Annotated in this window: 18 protein-coding genes; 15 read left to right on the forward strand and 3 right to left on the reverse strand. The window is 59.2% G+C overall.

Going from position 1 to position 15,520, the window contains the following annotated elements; all coding sequences use genetic code 11:
- The first annotated feature begins 8 nt into the window (after nt 1–8).
- A complete protein-coding gene (gene pip, locus ACTJK5_RS07265; protein ID WP_113260789.1) occupies nt 9–965 on the forward strand; it encodes a prolyl aminopeptidase in 957 nt (318 codons plus the stop codon).
- A gap of 344 nt (nt 966–1,309) precedes the next feature.
- Nucleotides 1,310–2,224, forward strand: a complete 915-nt coding sequence (rarD, locus tag ACTJK5_RS07270) for an EamA family transporter RarD (protein WP_440612077.1) — start codon at nt 1,310–1,312, stop codon at nt 2,222–2,224.
- Nucleotides 2,225–2,240: 16 nt separating this feature from the next.
- Here rarD and ACTJK5_RS07275 read toward each other — a convergent pair whose 3' ends face one another.
- Nucleotides 2,241–2,861, reverse strand: a complete 621-nt coding sequence (locus ACTJK5_RS07275) for a TIGR00730 family Rossman fold protein (protein WP_112519243.1) — start codon at nt 2,859–2,861, stop codon at nt 2,241–2,243.
- A 155-nt stretch (nt 2,862–3,016) separates the two neighbouring features.
- Here ACTJK5_RS07275 and ACTJK5_RS07280 point away from each other — a divergent pair, with 155 nt between their 5' ends.
- The 5 genes from ACTJK5_RS07280 to ACTJK5_RS07300 all read left to right on the forward strand — a co-directional run bounded on the left by ACTJK5_RS07280 (nt 3,017) and on the right by ACTJK5_RS07300 (nt 9,240).
- On the forward strand, nt 3,017–5,068 hold the full coding sequence (locus tag ACTJK5_RS07280; RefSeq protein WP_440612078.1) for a LysM peptidoglycan-binding domain-containing protein: 2,052 nt from the start codon (nt 3,017–3,019) through the stop codon (nt 5,066–5,068).
- 116 nt (nt 5,069–5,184) lie between these two features.
- On the forward strand, nt 5,185–7,071 hold the full coding sequence (locus ACTJK5_RS07285; RefSeq protein WP_440612079.1) for an ABCB family ABC transporter ATP-binding protein/permease: 1,887 nt from the start codon (nt 5,185–5,187) through the stop codon (nt 7,069–7,071).
- 247 nt (nt 7,072–7,318) lie between these two features.
- Nucleotides 7,319–8,017, forward strand: coding sequence for a phosphatidylserine decarboxylase (locus ACTJK5_RS07290; protein ID WP_062437972.1), 699 nt, complete (start codon nt 7,319–7,321; stop codon nt 8,015–8,017).
- A gap of 23 nt (nt 8,018–8,040) precedes the next feature.
- Complete coding sequence (gene pssA / locus ACTJK5_RS07295) at nt 8,041–8,901, forward strand: CDP-diacylglycerol--serine O-phosphatidyltransferase (RefSeq protein WP_062425647.1); 861 nt, start codon at nt 8,041–8,043, stop codon at nt 8,899–8,901.
- Between the two features lie 204 nt (nt 8,902–9,105).
- Entirely contained in the window at nt 9,106–9,240 is a 135-nt protein-coding gene (locus ACTJK5_RS07300; RefSeq protein WP_272865808.1) for a hypothetical protein, read from the forward strand.
- A 112-nt stretch (nt 9,241–9,352) separates the two neighbouring features.
- On the opposite strand, the gene ACTJK5_RS07305 is transcribed toward ACTJK5_RS07300, so the two are convergent.
- Together ACTJK5_RS07305 and ACTJK5_RS07310 are read right to left on the reverse strand one after the other, a co-directional pair.
- On the reverse strand, nt 9,353–10,108 hold the full coding sequence (locus tag ACTJK5_RS07305; protein ID WP_113272211.1) for an SOS response-associated peptidase: 756 nt from the start codon (nt 10,106–10,108) through the stop codon (nt 9,353–9,355).
- 4 nt (nt 10,109–10,112) lie between these two features.
- Nucleotides 10,113–10,436 carry a YnfA family protein gene (locus ACTJK5_RS07310; protein WP_113265987.1) on the reverse strand — a complete coding sequence of 108 codons (324 nt, stop codon included), beginning with the start codon at nt 10,434–10,436 and terminating at the stop codon, nt 10,113–10,115.
- Between the two features lie 148 nt (nt 10,437–10,584).
- Between ACTJK5_RS07310 and ACTJK5_RS07315 the strand changes: the two genes are divergently transcribed.
- The 8 genes from ACTJK5_RS07315 to ACTJK5_RS07350 all read left to right on the forward strand — a co-directional run bounded on the left by ACTJK5_RS07315 (nt 10,585) and on the right by ACTJK5_RS07350 (nt 15,517).
- Nucleotides 10,585–11,265: a glutathione S-transferase family protein gene (locus ACTJK5_RS07315; protein WP_113272210.1), complete on the forward strand. Its 681-nt coding sequence runs from the start codon at nt 10,585–10,587 to the stop codon at nt 11,263–11,265.
- A 36-nt stretch (nt 11,266–11,301) separates the two neighbouring features.
- Complete coding sequence (locus ACTJK5_RS07320; protein WP_440612080.1) at nt 11,302–11,724, forward strand: NUDIX hydrolase; 423 nt, start codon at nt 11,302–11,304, stop codon at nt 11,722–11,724.
- Nucleotides 11,725–11,782: 58 nt separating this feature from the next.
- Nucleotides 11,783–12,208, forward strand: coding sequence for a TIGR02301 family protein (locus ACTJK5_RS07325; RefSeq protein WP_113272208.1), 426 nt, complete (start codon nt 11,783–11,785; stop codon nt 12,206–12,208).
- A 105-nt stretch (nt 12,209–12,313) separates the two neighbouring features.
- Nucleotides 12,314–12,571 carry a hypothetical protein gene (locus ACTJK5_RS07330; protein ID WP_062425653.1) on the forward strand — a complete coding sequence of 86 codons (258 nt, stop codon included), beginning with the start codon at nt 12,314–12,316 and terminating at the stop codon, nt 12,569–12,571.
- Between the two features lie 14 nt (nt 12,572–12,585).
- Nucleotides 12,586–13,335 (forward strand): hypothetical protein, encoded by a 750-nt coding sequence (locus ACTJK5_RS07335; protein ID WP_440612081.1) that lies wholly within the window; start codon nt 12,586–12,588, stop codon nt 13,333–13,335.
- Nucleotides 13,336–13,526: 191 nt separating this feature from the next.
- A complete protein-coding gene (ygfZ, locus tag ACTJK5_RS07340) occupies nt 13,527–14,375 on the forward strand; it encodes a CAF17-like 4Fe-4S cluster assembly/insertion protein YgfZ (protein ID WP_440612082.1) in 849 nt (282 codons plus the stop codon).
- Nucleotides 14,376–14,378: 3 nt separating this feature from the next.
- Complete coding sequence (locus tag ACTJK5_RS07345; protein WP_440612083.1) at nt 14,379–14,990, forward strand: YfbR-like 5'-deoxynucleotidase; 612 nt, start codon at nt 14,379–14,381, stop codon at nt 14,988–14,990.
- On the forward strand, nt 14,987–15,517 hold the full coding sequence (locus tag ACTJK5_RS07350) for a tyrosine phosphatase family protein (RefSeq protein WP_440612084.1): 531 nt from the start codon (nt 14,987–14,989) through the stop codon (nt 15,515–15,517). Before ACTJK5_RS07345 ends, ACTJK5_RS07350 begins: the two co-directional genes overlap by 4 nt.
- The last annotated feature ends 3 nt before the right edge of the window (nt 15,518–15,520 follow it).

Consider the following 15,520-nt stretch of genomic DNA (forward strand, 5'->3'; position numbering starts at 1 on the left):
TGAATTCCATGACTGAAATACTGCGTGGCCTGTATCCGGAGATCGAACCCTACGAGACCGGCTTTCTCGATGTCGGCGATGGTCACACGATTTACTGGGAGCGCGTCGGCACCAAGGGCGGCAAGCCTGCGGTCTTCCTTCATGGTGGCCCAGGTGGCGGCGTCAACCCGACGCAGCGCCGCGTCTTCGATCCCGCTCTCTATGACGTGGTGTTGTTCGACCAGCGCGGCTGCGGACGCTCGACGCCGCATGCGAGCCTCGAAGCCAATACAACCTGGCACCTGGTCGCGGACATTGAAAAGCTGCGCCAGAAATTCGGCTATGACAAATGGCAGGTCTTCGGTGGCTCCTGGGGCTCGACGCTGGCCCTCGCCTATGCCGAGACCCATCCCGAGCATGTCAGCGAGTTGATCGTGCGCGGCATCTATCTGCTGACCAAGCGGGAACTGGACTGGTACTACCAGTTTGGCGTTTCGGAAATGTATCCCGAGCGCTGGGAAACCTTCATCGCGCCTATCCCCGAGGCGGATCGCGGGCAGATGATGGCGAGCTATTATCGCTATCTCACTGGTACGGACGAAAAGAAGAAGCTGGAATGTGCCAAGGCCTGGAGCCAATGGGAAGGTGCGACGATCGCGCTCGTGACCGATCCGGCGCGCGTGGATCAATTCGGTGAAGATCACTACGCCATCGCCTTTGCCCGTATCGAAACCCACTTCTTCGTCAATGCCGGCTGGCTCGACGACGGACAGTTGCTGCGCGATGCCCAAAAGCTGAAAGACATTCCGGGCGTCATCGTTCACGGTCGCTATGATATGCCCTGCCCGGCAAAGACGGCGTGGGACTTGTCCAAGGCGTGGCCGAAGGCCGACCTCCACATCATCGAAGCCGCAGGTCACGCGATGACCGAGCCTGGCATTCTCGATCAACTCATCCGGGCAACGGATCGCTTCGCTGGAAAGTAAGACCAGCCCTGCCGTCGCTTGATGTTCAGCCTTGAGCGTCACGCGACTGCGATAAAATTGAGCAAAATCCGGAGGTGTTTCAGCTTCTTACGGCCATCACCTCTCAGACTGATTCATCTCGCGTAGGCTTGCTGTTTGAGCATTTGCAGCTTTTCTACAGCATCGGCCCGAAAATCGGAATCGATTTTCGGAAAGCACGATGCGTAGATTCAAAAAGTTAGAGCGTCCTTTGTGCGTCCCAAAGGACGCACGGCGCTCTAACCAAAGCTTCACGGAAATGAATTGGTACATCACGCCAAAGGGGAATACTGCGGAGAGACCCCGATCATATTGGCAGTATTCCCATGGCAATGAACCCCACCATTCAGGCTCCCCAGGCGGGCGATAGCGTCCGTGGCTTCGTCTACGCACTGACGGCCTATCTTCTGTGGGGTTTCCTGCCCTTCTACATGAAGGCCGTAGCGCATATCTCGCCGCTCGAGGTCATCGTTCACCGCGTCGTCTGGTCGGTGCCGATTGCAGCCATCGTGCTGATCGTTCTCGGTCGAACCGCCGAAATCCGTCAGGCGCTGACCACGCCTCGCATGCTTGCCATGGCCTGCCTCACCGCTTCGCTGATCAGCGTCAACTGGGGCATCTACATCTGGGCTATCGGCTCGGGTCACGCGCTGGACGCCGCACTCGGCTACTTCATCAATCCGCTCTTCAGCATTCTTCTCGGCGCCTTGATCCTGAAGGAGAAGCTCAGTCGCATGCAGATCGCTGCCATTTCGCTGGTTGCGATTGCCGTGGCGCTTTTGACATGGAATGCCGGTGGCCTGCCTTGGGTGGCGCTTGCGCTGACAGTATCCTGGGGCTTTTACGCCTTCTTCCGCAAGACGCTGCCGATCGGGCCGACGCAGGGCTTCCTCTTGGAGGTGCTGCTGCTCACTCCGCCCGCCCTTGCCTTCATCGTCTATCTGGCCTTCACCGGGCATGGACATTTTTTCGCGGGCACAGCCCAGGATAGCTGGCTTCTGGCGGCAAGCGGACTCATCACCGCCGTTCCTCTGATCTTCTATGGCAATGGTGCCAAGCTCTTGAAGCTCTCCACCATCGGCATCATGCAGTATATCGCACCATCGATGATCTTTGTCATCGCGGTTTTCGTCTTCAAGGAGCCGTTCGACATGGTGCGCATGATCGCCTTTACGATGATCTGGGCGGCACTGGCGGTCTATACCCTGCCGAGCCTGATGAAAGGCAGAGCTGCCGGATGACCGGCAGCTTTAAGCTTTAAAGCTTCGCAATCACCGAAGGGTCGCCTTCCGGATTTTGCTGTGACACGGCACGCTCGATGATGGCTGGTACGATATCGTCGATCCGGTCGATCACCAGCGGGTTCAGCAAATGAGCGCGGTGGATGAAGCCCTGGTCGCGCATATGGCGGATCAGCTCCAGCATAGGGTCCCAGAAACCGTTGATATTGGCGAAGACCATGGGCTTGGCGTGACGACCAAGCTGCGCCCAGGTCATGATCTCGACGATCTCTTCCACGGTGCCGATACCGCCGGGCAAAGTGACGAAGGCATCCGCGCGCTCGAACATCATGTGCTTGCGCTCATGCATGTCCTTGGTGATCACAAGTTCGTTCAATTGGCCAAGAGAATGGCGTGTCGCTTCCATATCCACGAGAAACTCGGGTATGATGCCCGTTACTTCGCCGCCGCTTGATAGAACGCCGCTCGCGACCGCACCCATGATGCCCTTGGTGCCGCCACCATAGACGAGGCGAATGCCGTTTTCGGCAAGGGATTTCCCAAGGTTGCGGCCTGCTTCCATGTAGGCGGGATCGCGCCCGGGCTGAGAGCCGCAATAGACGCAGATGGATCGAATCGAATGGTTTTCATGTGTCATGGCCGGCACCGAACTACGCAGGGACAATTCCGTCAAGAAATTTTGGGGGAAGATACGACAAACGCGGCGCTTTGGCGGAGGTGACGCTTGTATGAAAAGCGCTAAAACGCTAGCAATCCACGATAATATTGCGAAGAATGATCTGGAGACACATAATGAAAAATAAAAGAGCTGGATTGTTGGCGCTTGTCGTGCTCGGCATTGCCACGCTGCTCATGGTCTTCTTCGTTCTTCCTCGCATGTCCGGTGATGACAAGCCGATCGGTGACGCCATCAACGAAGCCAGCAATGCCGTCAAGAACAGCGTTGAGATGGGCAGTGAAAAGGCGGGCGATCTTCTGTCGGATGCCGCCAAGGACACGACCAATATTGCCGAAAAGGTTGGCCGCCTGGCGGAATCCGCCAACAAGTCCATCAAGGACATGAGCAACCTCTTTGCCGACAGCAAGGTGCCCTCCAATGAAGAGTTTGCTGCCGCCCGCAAGCAGGTCGAGGACTCGCTTCGCGAGTTGGAAAACATCGACATTCCAGAATCGCTCGACGAGACGACCTCGCGTCTGATCACCACTGCGCGTACGGCAGCCGAGCGGACCACGGCCTATCTTCGCAGCTTGCCGACAGGTGCCGCAGCGGCCGCAGCACAAGTCCGCCGTCTTGCTGGCGTGTTCGCCGGGACGGATGATGGCGCTCCTCGGACAGAGGTGCCTGCCGCCGCCCCTCAGCCGGCCCAGACGCCTGCACAGCCCGCAACACCATCGGCACCGGCAACCACGGGCGATGCGGCCCAGCTTCCGACTTTCGACGTTTTGCGCGTCGAGCCAGATGGTTCGGCGGTGATTGCCGGCAAAGCGCAACCGGGTTCACAGCTTGAAATCGTCAACAAGGGTGAGGTTATCGCCAAGACACCGGTTGAGGGCAGCGGCGATTTCGCAGCCGTTCTCGACAATCCACTCCCCCCCGGTGACCATGAACTGGTGCTGCGCGCAACCGGCAAGGACGGCAAAGTCTCCGAGTCCAGTGAAGTGGCGACCGTGTCCGTTCCTGCCCAAAAGAATGGCGATCTGCTTGCCATGGTCACGACACCTGGCAAGGCCAGCCGCGTCCTGACCATGCCGGAAGCAGCTCCGCCTGCCCTGCAAGCGCAGGCCATACCACCTGCTGCAAACGGCACACAAACGCCTGCGAGTGCTGCGCAGAGCGGCAATGCAGCGTCAGCCAACGCCACACCTGAAACTGCGTCAGTGCGCGTCACCGCCGTCGAGTTCGACGGCTCGAAAATTTATATCGCCGGCTCTGCACCCGCGGGCACGACGATCCGCGCCCTGGTGGACGATACCAGTGTTGGCGAAAGCAAGGCAGAAGCCTCCGGCAGTTTTGTCGTTGAAGGCGACATCCAGCTTTCGGTCGGCAGCCACATCATCACGGCGGAAGCGCTCGATGCGTCCGGCAAGGTGACGGTGCGTGTCCGCGTGCCGTTCTCCCGCCCGGAGACGGATCAGGCCACGGTTGCCATGCAGCCATCCGGCGCACCTGCCGCCCAGCAGAACGCGACGGCATCCGGTAAAGCTCCGGCCGCGGTCACCGATCAGGCTGCGTTCGAAGCGCTGCGCTCGGAAGTGTCGAAGGCCTTTGGTATCTTGTCCGGTCTCTTTAGGGACGGCAAGACACCGACGCTGGACGAGGTCGCGGCAGCAAAATCTGCAACGGTTATCGCGCTCCGTTCGCTTTCGGAATTCCGCACCGCGGCGTCTGCCGATCCGGCCTTTACCGCATTCGTTGCCGGCATCTCTCACAAGGCGCGTTCCCTGCTCTCGCTCGTTGAAGCGCTGCCAAGCGATGTCGCGGCTGTCGGCAAGGCCATTTCAGGCCTGACAGCTCGTTTCGAGGAGCTGAATGCAGCAGCCCCCACAACATCTGCGCCGGCGAATGCTGGCACTCCGGCTACCGATGCGTCCGGCACAAAGACCTTCGAACAGGCGCCGCTTGCGCATAGCGACAGCGCGGTGATCATTCGTCGCGGCGATACGCTGTGGCAGATTTCGCGCCGCGTCTATGGCCAGGGCGTGCGTTACACCACCATCTACCTTGCCAATCAGCAGCAAATCCAGAACCCGGATCTGATCGAGCCAGGCCAGATTTTCGACGTACCGGAAAAGGCGCTACCAAATGCCGAAGAGATCCACCGCAACCGGTTGAAGACGCGGTAAGAATAGGACCCAAGGCATTGCAAATGCCCTGTGAGGACACTATCTAATTTAGACAACGGCGGCTCATCAGGGCCGCCGTCTTGCTGTCTGCATCCCGGCAGACGCCGGAGCAGAGCATGACCGACAAGAAGAAGACGATTTCAGCGGATTCCAGCAATCCGATGCAGACCATTGTCAACCTGTGGCCCTATATGTGGCCCGAGGGCAGACCCGATCTGAAGATGCGGGTGGTCTGGGCCACCTTCTTCCTGCTCGTTGCCAAGCTGGTGCTGATCTCCGTTCCCTATTTCTTCAAATGGGCGACCGATGCACTGAATGGCAAGGTCGATATGGCGGGACTCCTGCCCGTCTTCCTGCTGGGTGCGGTCGCGCTGGTCATCGCCTATAACATTACCCGCATTATCCAGATCGGCTTCAACCAGCTTCGGGATTCACTCTTTGCCAGCGTTGGTCAGCACGCGGTGCGCCAGCTTGCCTACAAGACCTTCGTGCACATGCACCAGCTATCGCTGCGCTTTCATCTCGAGCGCAAGACGGGCGGCCTTTCGCGCATCATCGAGCGTGGCACGAAGGGCATCGAAACCATCGTCCGTTTCACTATCCTCAACACCGCCCCGACATTCATCGAATTCCTGCTGACGGCGGCGATTTTCTGGGTGTCCTACGGTTTCTGGTATGTCTTCGTCACCGTCGTGACCGTCTGGGCCTATATCTGGTTTACGGTCAAAGCCAGCAACTGGCGCATTTCCATTCGCCGGTCGATGAATGACAGCGATACCGACGCCAACACCAAGGCGATCGACTCGCTTCTCAACTTCGAAACGGTAAAATATTTCGGCAATGAGGGCATGGAAGCCCAGCGCTTCGATGCCTCCATGGCGCGTTACGAGAAGTCCGCCGTCGCCATTTGGACGTCGCTCGGCTGGCTCAACTTCGGCCAGGGCGTCATCTTCGGTCTTGGTTCGCTCGTCATGATGGTGATGTCGGCGCTTGCGGTTCAGCGCGGCGAACAGACCATCGGCGACTTCGTCTTCATCAATGCGCTTCTTCTCCAGCTTTCCGTGCCGCTCAACTTCATTGGCTTCGTCTATCGCGAAATCCGCCAGGGTCTGACGGATATCGAGCAGATGTTCGATCTTCTGGAAGTCGAGGCTGAAGTGGTGGATGCACCCGATGCCAAGCCACTCCAAATCGGCGCGGGCGCTGTCAGCTTTAAGGACGTGCAGTTTTCCTACGATCCTGAGCGTCCGATCCTCAAGGGCATCTCCTTCGATGTGCCGGCGGGCAAGACGATCGCGATTGTCGGACCGTCAGGAGCGGGGAAATCGACGATCTCGCGCCTGCTCTATCGTTTCTACGATATCCAAGGCGGTTCGATCACCATTGACGGCCAGGACATTCGCGACGTGACGCAGAAGAGCCTGCGCGCGGTGGTCGGCATGGTCCCGCAGGACACGGTGCTGTTCAACGACACTCTGGCCTACAACATTCGCTACGGCCGCCCCGACGCACCTGACGCCGATGTCACGGCCGCCGCCAATGCGGCGCAGATCAGCGGCTTCATCAGCAAGTTACCGGACGGGTTTCAGACCATGGTCGGCGAACGCGGCCTGAAGCTTTCCGGCGGCGAGAAACAGCGTGTTGCGATTGCTCGCACCATATTGAAGGCACCGCCGATCCTCATCCTCGACGAGGCAACATCGGCCCTCGATACCCATACAGAACAGGAAATTCAGAGCGCGCTGGATGTGGTCTCGCAAAACCGCACCACGCTGGTGATCGCTCACCGCCTCTCCACCGTCATCGGTGCGGACGAGATCATCGTTCTGAAGGATGGAAACATCGCCGAGCGGGGCACCCATTCGTCATTGATGCTGGCCGGTGGCCTCTACGCCTCGATGTGGAGCCGTCAGCGCGAAGCGATCCAGGCCGAGGAACGGCTTCGGGAAGTTCGCGAGAAGGACGACCTTGGCGTCGTGGATCGCGGCGAACCCGCGCATTGACCTCGGTATAAACCGGCCCAGCCGCTGCGCACCATTGCTCGTGACGCGGTTTGCCTGTAGTCACCTATGCGTGTTTTGTCGCCTTGAGACGTGAATATTGTCGAGAAACGACTATATGGTGCATGTCTTGCAGGAACGAGCCAAGTTTTCGCCCTCGGGCGTGCAGGCAAATCGAGGTCCCAGTGGGAGCGCCCTTCGTGGCGCATATCGCAAAGGCCGATAAAGAAACTTCGGAGAAGAAAGACCAATGAACCTGTTCGATACCATTCGTAACACCCTCGTTCCGATCCACAAGGAAGGCTACATTTTTGTCGCCGCCTTCTTCGTGGCATCGCTGGTGCTCGGCTGGATCGCCGAACCTCTGTTCTGGATCGGCATGGTTCTGACCGCCTGGTGCGCCTACTTCTTCCGCGATCCTGAACGCGTCACGCCTCAGGATGACGAGCTGATCATCAGCCCGGCCGATGGCACCGTATCGGCGATCCAGACTGTGGTTCCGCCACTGGAACTGGAACTCGGCAAGGAGCCGATGGTGCGCGTTTCAGTGTTCATGAACGTGTTCAACTGCCACGTGAACCGCTCGCCGGTGCGTGGACGCATCGTCAATGTTGCCTATCGCCCGGGCCTTTTCCTCAATGCCGATCTCGACAAGGCATCCGAAGACAATGAGCGCAACGGTCTCGTGATCGAAACCGCGCATGGCCGCGTCGGCGTCGTGCAGATCGCCGGCATGGTCGCGCGTCGCATCGTCTGCTGGGTGAAGCCGAACGAACCGGTCGATGCCGGTGAGCGCTTCGGTCTCATCCGCTTCGGTTCCCGCCTCGATATTTTCCTGCCGGAAGGTTTCTCTCCGCGGGTGTCCGTCGGTCAGACGGCGATTGCCGGTGAAACCGTTCTCGCCGAATTCGGCTCAGCCAAGGGAGCCGTCATCAGCCGCCGCGGCTGATGACACACTAGGGAGAGCGTTCGATGGACGAGCCAGCGCCGCAGCCAGGCATTAACGGCAAGCATGAGGTCAGCCAGGATAGCGGACGAGGCCCGCGGCTTCGCGAAATTCCGCTTCGTCTCGTCATCCCAAACCTTGTCACCGTGCTGGCGATCTGCGCGGGCCTCAGCGGTGTTCGCCTTGCCTTTGAAGGCCGCTTCGAGCTTGCTGTTGCCATGGTGCTGCTCGCCGCCTTCCTCGACGGCATTGACGGACGCTTGGCGCGCATGATGAAGGCGACGTCCAAGTTTGGCGCGCAGATGGATTCGCTGGCCGATATCGTCAATTTCGGCGTTGCCCCTGCTCTCGTCGTCTATGCCTATCTCCTTGATCAGGCCCGCTCGCTTGGCTGGATTGCAGCCCTCATCTACGTCATCGCGGCCGGACTGCGCCTGGCGCGCTTCAATGTGATGATCGAGCGCGAGGTCAAGGCGCCCTGGCAGAACGAGTTCTTCGTCGGCGTCCCCGCACCCATGGGTGCGATGCTGGTGCTGCTTCCCGTCTATATCGGTTTTATCGGCGTCGAGCCGAGCAGGACATTCGCTCACATCGCTGCCGCCTACACGGTGCTGATCGGTTATCTGCTGATCAGCCGCCTCCCCGTCTGGTCGGGTAAATCGGAAAGCCGTATCCGTCGCGATCTCGTGCTTCCAGCGATTCTGATCGTGGTGCTCTATGTGGCGCTCTTGATGAGCTTCACCTGGGAAATCCTGATCCTCACCGTGCTCGCCTATCTGACCTTCCTGCCCTTCAGTGCTCGTATCTGGCACAAGCGCTATGGAACGTTGACGATCGAAGAGCATGACCATGGTGACAGCGGCGACGGTCTCGACCGCGGCATCTGATTTTTGACGAGACTGGATCATTCTTGCCGTCGCAACGGATGGTTTAACGTGCGTCTTTTTTCAGGCGATCCCGAACACGAAATGTCGCAGTCTGCAATTTTCAATTGATTGAATCCGCCTCGAATTCGTCACGATTGACCCCGAGAGAGCTTGTCAGAAAGGCCGACGAATCATGGGCCTGACAAGCGATCTGCGGAGGGTGGAATGACTGAAACGAAGAAAATCGAGATGCCGGCAAAGCCGGATTTGAAGGCTCATTATCAGCCGCTTGGCCTGAAGGCTGTGGCAGCTGCCGCCATGATGGTGGCGCGCAAACCCAAGCAGGCAAAGACTGCCTGATCTCTTTCATAGTCAGCAGGCAATGTGGGCCTGCCGACTTTGCAAGTGGCGCTTCTGGGCGCCATTTTCATTTTTGACGTCAGGGCGCCATCTGCAATAAGCGGGTCCGTCGTTAAAACAACGACAGTTGCCCGCTCTTCTCTTTCACCGGAGCAAGAGGTGCTGCCTCCTCTACCGGTGCGATGAGATCAGGACCGACATTGGCGACCTTGTTCACCTTATCCGACACCGGGATCATTTCGAAGAAGTCCTCATCCGCTGCCCGCATCAGGCTCGAAACCTCGCGTGGCTCCTGCGTCTTGCAATCCAGCCACCGGCTGAAATCCTCCGGCGCAATCACCACCGGCATCCGGTCATGGACACGCGACATCGCCGCGTTGGCGGCGGTGGTGAGGATCGCGCCCGTATCGACTTCCGATCCATCGGCGGAGGACCATGTCTCCATCAATCCGGCAAAGGCGACAACGCCGCCGCGCTTTGGTCTGATGTAATAGGCCTGCGGCTTCCCGCCATCTTCTTTGGCCGGTCGCTTCCATTCGTAAAATCCGCTTGCCGGGATCAGGATGCGGCGGTGGCGCATGGCAGCGCGGAAGGAGGCCTTGCCGATGGCTGTTTCGGAGCGGGCATTAATCAGAAGCGGGAAGGTCTTGGGGTCTTTCACCCAACCCGGCATAAAGCCCCAGCGCACGAGCATGGCCTGACGGTTCGGCAGATTGCTTCCCAACTCCTGCCGTTCACCCTCGACGATGATGAGGATCGGCTGCGTCGGCGCGATGTTGAAACGCGGCGGAAAGTCCTCCAGCCCTATCAGGTCGAGACAGTCGGCAATCTCTTCCGGCATGGCCTTCAAAACGAAGCGACCGCACATAAGCTTATCCTCTCGGCGCAAACAGAATGAGCGAGGCGCCAGCCAGGCAAACCACGCCGCCCGCCAGATCCCAACGATCAGGCGCATGACGTTCCACGATCCAAAGCCACAGCAAAGACGCCACGATATAAATCCCGCCATAGGCAGCATAGGCCCGGCCAGCGGCCTCGGTCGGCACAAGCGTCAAAAGCCAGGCGAAAGCCGCAAGCGACACCATCCCAGGTATCAACCACGCCACCGATTTGCCCATGCGCAGCCACGCCCAAAAGGCAAAGCAGCCGGCAATTTCAGCAAGCGCTGCCATTGCGTAGACGAGAGGGAGTTTCATGCCTGTTTCCTGAACCTGCTTCCGGCAACATCTCGGTGGACTGTTCGAATCCGTCGGCGCATCATAGCGAAAAGCATGACCTTGGTGCATTTTCCTTCAGCCTTCCGAGCATCCAGCCACAGTTTCCTTCACCTCAAGGAGAGGTTACATGACCCTGAAGCTCTATATGCATCCCCTCTCGTCCTTCTGCCACAAGGTGCTTGTGGCGCTTTATGAAAACGTCACATCTTTTGAGTCGGTTATCGTCGATTTCTCCAATTCTGATTCAAGAGCGGCGTTCTTCGAGAAATCGCCGATGGGGAAGATGCCCGTGTTGCAGGATGTGGAATCCAACGTAATCCTGCCGGAAAGCAGCATCATCATCGAGTATATCAACACCCACTATCCGGGTCATTGCGGCCTCCTGCCGCAAGACGCGGAAGAACAGCTCCAAGTGCGGCTCTGGGATCGGTTTTTCGACCTCTACATCCACCAGCCTATGCAACGTATTGTTGGGGAACGTCTGCGTCCCGAAGGTTCTCTCGACCCGCATGGCGTGTCCGAAGCGCATGCGACCATCGACAAGGCCTACGGCGTTCTCGAGCAGCACCTTGCAGGCCGCCAATGGGTTGCGAGCACGACGTTTTCGATGGCGGATTGCGCGGCCGTCCCGGCGCTCTTCTACGGGTCGATCGTTCATCCGTTCAATGATGACCTTAGAAACACCAGCGACTACTTCGAGCGGCTGGTTTCGCGGCTCTCCGTCAAGCGGGTCATTGATGAGGCGCGCCCCTATTTTCAGTATTTTCCCTATCGGGAGACGATGCCGCCACGTTTCCTGCAAGGTTGACTGCATAATAAGAAGCAGATTCTTGAAGGAAACCGCATGCTTCGTCCCCAGCCCGCATCTTCCGCCATCATCAAGCGTGGCGACCGATTGTTGCTGGTGCGTCGTATCAACCCGCCATCGCAGGATATGTTCGCCTTTCCTGGCGGCCGCGGCGAGCCTGGCGAGACACCGGCGGATACTGCCCTTCGCGAGTTGCAGGAGGAGACCGGGATCGTCGCCCGTCATCCACAGCTTTTCGCCACCTATGATCTGCCGTCGCGCGACAGCGCGGGGCAATTGACCAGCCACTTCCTGCTGTCGGTATTCTTGGTAGAAGCGGATGAGCAGGCCGCGGCCCTTGCTGCGGACGATGCAGCCGATGCCGGATGGTTTACGCTGGAGCAAATACGCCGCCTTCCCGCACCCGAAAGTGTCGTCGAATGCGCCGAACGCCTTTTAGGCCAGTTGCATGAACAGTAGAATCACAGCTATCTGGGCGAGGTGTGTCACGAGTCGATATTGGGTTGTGCGTAAAGTCATGGGTCGACGGGTTTGTTATTTGTCAGCACTGTTGGTGAGCGTGGCCATGCCCGTTGCCTCCTATGCTGCCAGTCAAAAGCCACCGCAGCCTCCTGCCCCGCCACCTCAGGAAAGCAAGCCAGCACCCTATGACGACAAGCTGGCGCGGTTGTCGGAAATTCTGGGTGCGGTGCAATATCTGCGCACGCTCTGCCCCTCCACGGGACCGCAGGAATGGCGCAAGGCGATGGGCGATATTCTGGCGGCGGACACCGCAAACGAGCCGCAGCGCAAGCAGCGGATGACCGCCGCGTTCAACCGCGGATATCGCACCTTTGCCGCCGTCCATACCAGTTGCACACCTGCCGCACTCTTGGCAGAAGAGAAATACCGTAACGAAGGCGCAACACTCGCACAAGAAATCACGTCCCGCTTCGGAAATTAGAGGATTGTTAACCTCTTTTCGCCGTGGGGCGTGCCGTTTTGATAAAAGACTGTTAGAGTTGTTAACAGGGTGGTAACGACTTGAACGCCCTGTCGAGGATGAAATATGCAAACGAGCCGTAACGAAATCCACGATATGATCGCGCATGAAAAGATGCAGGTCGCTCTGGAACATCAAAACGAAGCCTGGGCCGATGGTATGGCCGATGGCATCGAGCCGGAGATCATCGCAGATGCCGCTATTGCCTTGGCCATGCGCGAAACCATTCGCATGCATGGCGAAGCCGGCGCAGAGGCCATGCTCGAATCACTGCGCCAGCGCATGCTCGCTGGCGAATTTTCCCCGCAGCGGATCATCCAGTAAGCGGGAGTTTATCGATGCTGTTTTTCCGTCATGACACCGCGCGGTCTTCCGCCGCGTTTGCTGCTGTTTTTTCTGTCGTGGTTTCCGCCACAGCCCTGCCGCACTCGGCCTTTGCTCTCTCTGAGCTGAAGCCCGGCCCAGCCGGCCAGACCGAGCAGGCCCAGGCATCCGACGCGCCCAAGGCGTCGGAACCGGCGCAGGTCGATGAAGGGCCTGATGGCATTCCGATGCCGGATCCGTTGGTGAACCGCCAGGGCGGACAACAGCAGGCCGCGCCGGAGCAGAACGATGCGCCGCAGATTTCCGCACAGATCGAGCATGATATCAGCAAGGCGCCGGAGCCTGTGCGTCGTCTGCGTCAGTTGATCATTGACGCGGCCTCCACCGGTGACATCGAAAAGCTGCGCCCACTGATCAATGCCGGTCCGAACCAGACACGCGTTGACGGCGAAGGAAACGATCCGATCGCTGCGCTGAAAAGCTTCTCCGGCGATCCGGAAGGGCTGGAAGTGCTGGCGATCATCCTCGACCTGCTCTCCACCGGCTATGCCCGTGTGGATGCTGGCACGCCGGATGAGATGTATGTCTTCCCCTACTTCGCTGGCAAGTCGCTCACCACGCTGACCAAGCCGGAAAAGGTGGACCTGCTACGCATCATCACCGCCGGGGATCTGGCCGACATGCAGGAATACGGCAATTACAGCTTCTATCGCATCGGCATTTCACCCGACGGACAGTGGAAGTTTTTCGGCGCTGGCGACTGATCGGGCGTCCAACCGGACTCAGGCGCTTGCCCTTGCGCAGCAAAAATCCTAACTCTAGAGCGTCCCCTTTTCGTGCTTTCGGGTCAACAAGGGACGCTCTCAGTTTTTGAAGCCACGCAGCGTGCTTTCGCGAAGATCGATCCCGATTTCAAGCCGATGCTGTGGGGTGAACCCAGCCGAACGGTAGTGCCATGTCCTGCGCCTTTTTAGCCACCCGTCGTTTTATCCGCATCGGCGGCGAAGCCGCGTCCGACTTTCTGCAAAATCTGATCACGACAGATCTGGAATTGCTTGGACCGACAGAAGCGCGCGCAGGCGCCCTGTTGACTCCGCAGGGGAAGATTCTGTTCGACTTTCTGGTTTCGCGCGACGGGACGGATTATCGCCTGGAGACGAGTGCGGACCAACAGGAAGCACTGCTGCGCCGTCTCACCATGTACAAGCTGCGCGCCGCAGTCGATCTCAAAGCCGAAGACATCGACGGTGTCAGTGTCTACTGGGACGAAGAGGCACCGAAGCACGGTGTCACCGACGGTCGCTTTGCCACGGCCGGCGTAACGCTCTATCGCGTGCCTGGACAATCCGCCGATGGCGACGTTTCTGGTTATGAAGCCCTGCGCATCGCCAATGGAATCGCAGAGTCCGGGAGCGACTACACGCTTCAGGATGCCTTTCCGCATGATGTGCTGATGGATGTGAATGACGGTGTGTCCTTCAGAAAAGGCTGCTTTGTCGGACAGGAAGTCGTCTCGCGGATGAAACATCGCGGCACGGCGCGCCGACGCGTCGTCCTCGTCTCTGCGGCGAGCGCCCTTCCGCCTTCCGGCACCGAGATCATGGCAGGCGGCAAACCGATAGGCGCCCTCGGCACCGTCATAGGCAACCAGGGCCTTGCCATCATCCGTGTCGACAGGGCTGCGGACGCCATGGCATCGGGCAGTGCGACGACCGCTGGAGACACGTCGGTCACCGTCGCTCTGCCGGCCTGGACCGGCCTGAGCTTTCCTTCCGTCGATCCGCTTGCCGGCGCCGAGGATTAAGCGGTGGCACCTTCCAAGGCTCCGCGTGCATGGCAACGCATGCTGTCCGGCAGGCGTCTCGACCTTCTCGATCCCTCTCCTCTTGATGTCGAACTTGCCGATATCGCTCATGGTCTGGCGCGCGTGGCGCGTTGGAACGGTCAGACGCGTGGCGACCATGCATTCTCCGTGGCGCAGCATAGCCTCATCGTCGAAGCGATTTTCTGTCATCTGAACGCCTCCGCTTCGCCGGACGACATCCTGATGGCGCTGCTGCACGATGCGCCGGAATATGTGATCGGCGACATGATCTCTCCTTTCAAATCCGTCGTCGGCGGTGGCTACAAGAGTGTGGAAGCCCGGCTGGAAGCCGCCATCCACCTGCGCTTTTCGCTGCCGCCTCACCCCACACGAGAGCTGAAAGACCGCATCAAGAAGGCGGACACGGTCGCGGCCTTCTTCGAGGCGACGGAGCTTGCGGGCTTTTCGCTCGCGGAAGCCCAGAAGTTCTTCGGCCTGCCGCGCGGCATCAGCCGTGACATGATCGCGATCGATCCGGTTCCGGCACTTGAGGCGCAACGCCGTTTCATCGAACGCTTCGAGGCCATCGAAGCACTGCGCAAGGCTTCACCATGACTGCAATCGTCGTCTCGCCTCTGTCCCGCATCGGAGAAATGGCCGTGCGCCACAAGGCGCGTGAAATGATCACTCTGATTGCGAGGGAGCAGGCCTTTCATCGCCCAGCCGTGATAGCTGCCGAGCGGCATCTGACGCTGCAGATGAACGACATCGCCTTCAAGGGGAACGATACGCTGATCGCGCCGGATGATGCCCATGTTCTGCGGCTGATCGAATTTGCCCGGGAATGGGATCAGTCAGTGCCGCTTCTGATCCATTGCTGGATGGGCGTGTCCCGCTCGCCTGCAGCGGCCGTTGTTGCCGCACTTGCGCTCTATCCGGATCAGGATGAAACGGCGCTGGCACGGCGGCTTCGAACCGTGTCGCCTTATGCCACGCCCAATGCCCGCATCATCGAAATCGGCGACAGGCTGCTTGACCGAAAAGGTCGATTGGTGAGCGCAATCAAGGCGATCGGCCGTGGTGCCGATACCGATGGGAACGTCCCCTTCGTCCTGCCGCTGACCGATATGGGCCCGATTTAGCGG

Origin of the sequence: Agrobacterium sp. 22094, assembly GCF_052046015.1 — a bacterium.
In the GTDB taxonomy this organism is placed as follows: Bacteria; Pseudomonadota; Alphaproteobacteria; order Rhizobiales; family Rhizobiaceae; genus Agrobacterium; species Agrobacterium cavarae.

What these genes read in the sequence shown, in the direction of transcription:
- pip (WP_113260789.1), top strand. Translation starts at nt 9, where the DNA reads ATGACTGAAATACTGCGTGGCCTGTATCCGGAGATCGAACCCTACGAG.
- ACTJK5_RS07320 (WP_440612080.1), top strand. Translation starts at nt 11,302, where the DNA reads ATGCTTCGTCCCCAGCCCGCATCTTCCGCCATCATCAAGCGTGGCGAC.
- ACTJK5_RS07310 (WP_113265987.1), bottom strand. Translation starts at nt 10,436, where the DNA reads ATGAAACTCCCTCTCGTCTACGCAATGGCAGCGCTTGCTGAAATTGCC.
- ACTJK5_RS07290 (WP_062437972.1), top strand. Translation starts at nt 7,319, where the DNA reads ATGAACCTGTTCGATACCATTCGTAACACCCTCGTTCCGATCCACAAG.
- ACTJK5_RS07280 (WP_440612078.1), top strand. Translation starts at nt 3,017, where the DNA reads ATGAAAAATAAAAGAGCTGGATTGTTGGCGCTTGTCGTGCTCGGCATT.
- ygfZ (WP_440612082.1), top strand. Translation starts at nt 13,527, where the DNA reads ATGTCCTGCGCCTTTTTAGCCACCCGTCGTTTTATCCGCATCGGCGGC.
- ACTJK5_RS07335 (WP_440612081.1), top strand. Translation starts at nt 12,586, where the DNA reads ATGCTGTTTTTCCGTCATGACACCGCGCGGTCTTCCGCCGCGTTTGCT.
- ACTJK5_RS07285 (WP_440612079.1), top strand. Translation starts at nt 5,185, where the DNA reads ATGACCGACAAGAAGAAGACGATTTCAGCGGATTCCAGCAATCCGATG.
- rarD (WP_440612077.1), top strand. Translation starts at nt 1,310, where the DNA reads ATGGCAATGAACCCCACCATTCAGGCTCCCCAGGCGGGCGATAGCGTC.
- ACTJK5_RS07325 (WP_113272208.1), top strand. Translation starts at nt 11,783, where the DNA reads ATGGGTCGACGGGTTTGTTATTTGTCAGCACTGTTGGTGAGCGTGGCC.
- ACTJK5_RS07315 (WP_113272210.1), top strand. Translation starts at nt 10,585, where the DNA reads ATGACCCTGAAGCTCTATATGCATCCCCTCTCGTCCTTCTGCCACAAG.
- pssA (WP_062425647.1), top strand. Translation starts at nt 8,041, where the DNA reads ATGGACGAGCCAGCGCCGCAGCCAGGCATTAACGGCAAGCATGAGGTC.
- ACTJK5_RS07305 (WP_113272211.1), bottom strand. Translation starts at nt 10,108, where the DNA reads ATGTGCGGTCGCTTCGTTTTGAAGGCCATGCCGGAAGAGATTGCCGAC.
- ACTJK5_RS07300 (WP_272865808.1), top strand. Translation starts at nt 9,106, where the DNA reads ATGACTGAAACGAAGAAAATCGAGATGCCGGCAAAGCCGGATTTGAAG.
- ACTJK5_RS07350 (WP_440612084.1), top strand. Translation starts at nt 14,987, where the DNA reads ATGACTGCAATCGTCGTCTCGCCTCTGTCCCGCATCGGAGAAATGGCC.
- ACTJK5_RS07275 (WP_112519243.1), bottom strand. Translation starts at nt 2,861, where the DNA reads ATGACACATGAAAACCATTCGATTCGATCCATCTGCGTCTATTGCGGC.
- ACTJK5_RS07330 (WP_062425653.1), top strand. Translation starts at nt 12,314, where the DNA reads ATGCAAACGAGCCGTAACGAAATCCACGATATGATCGCGCATGAAAAG.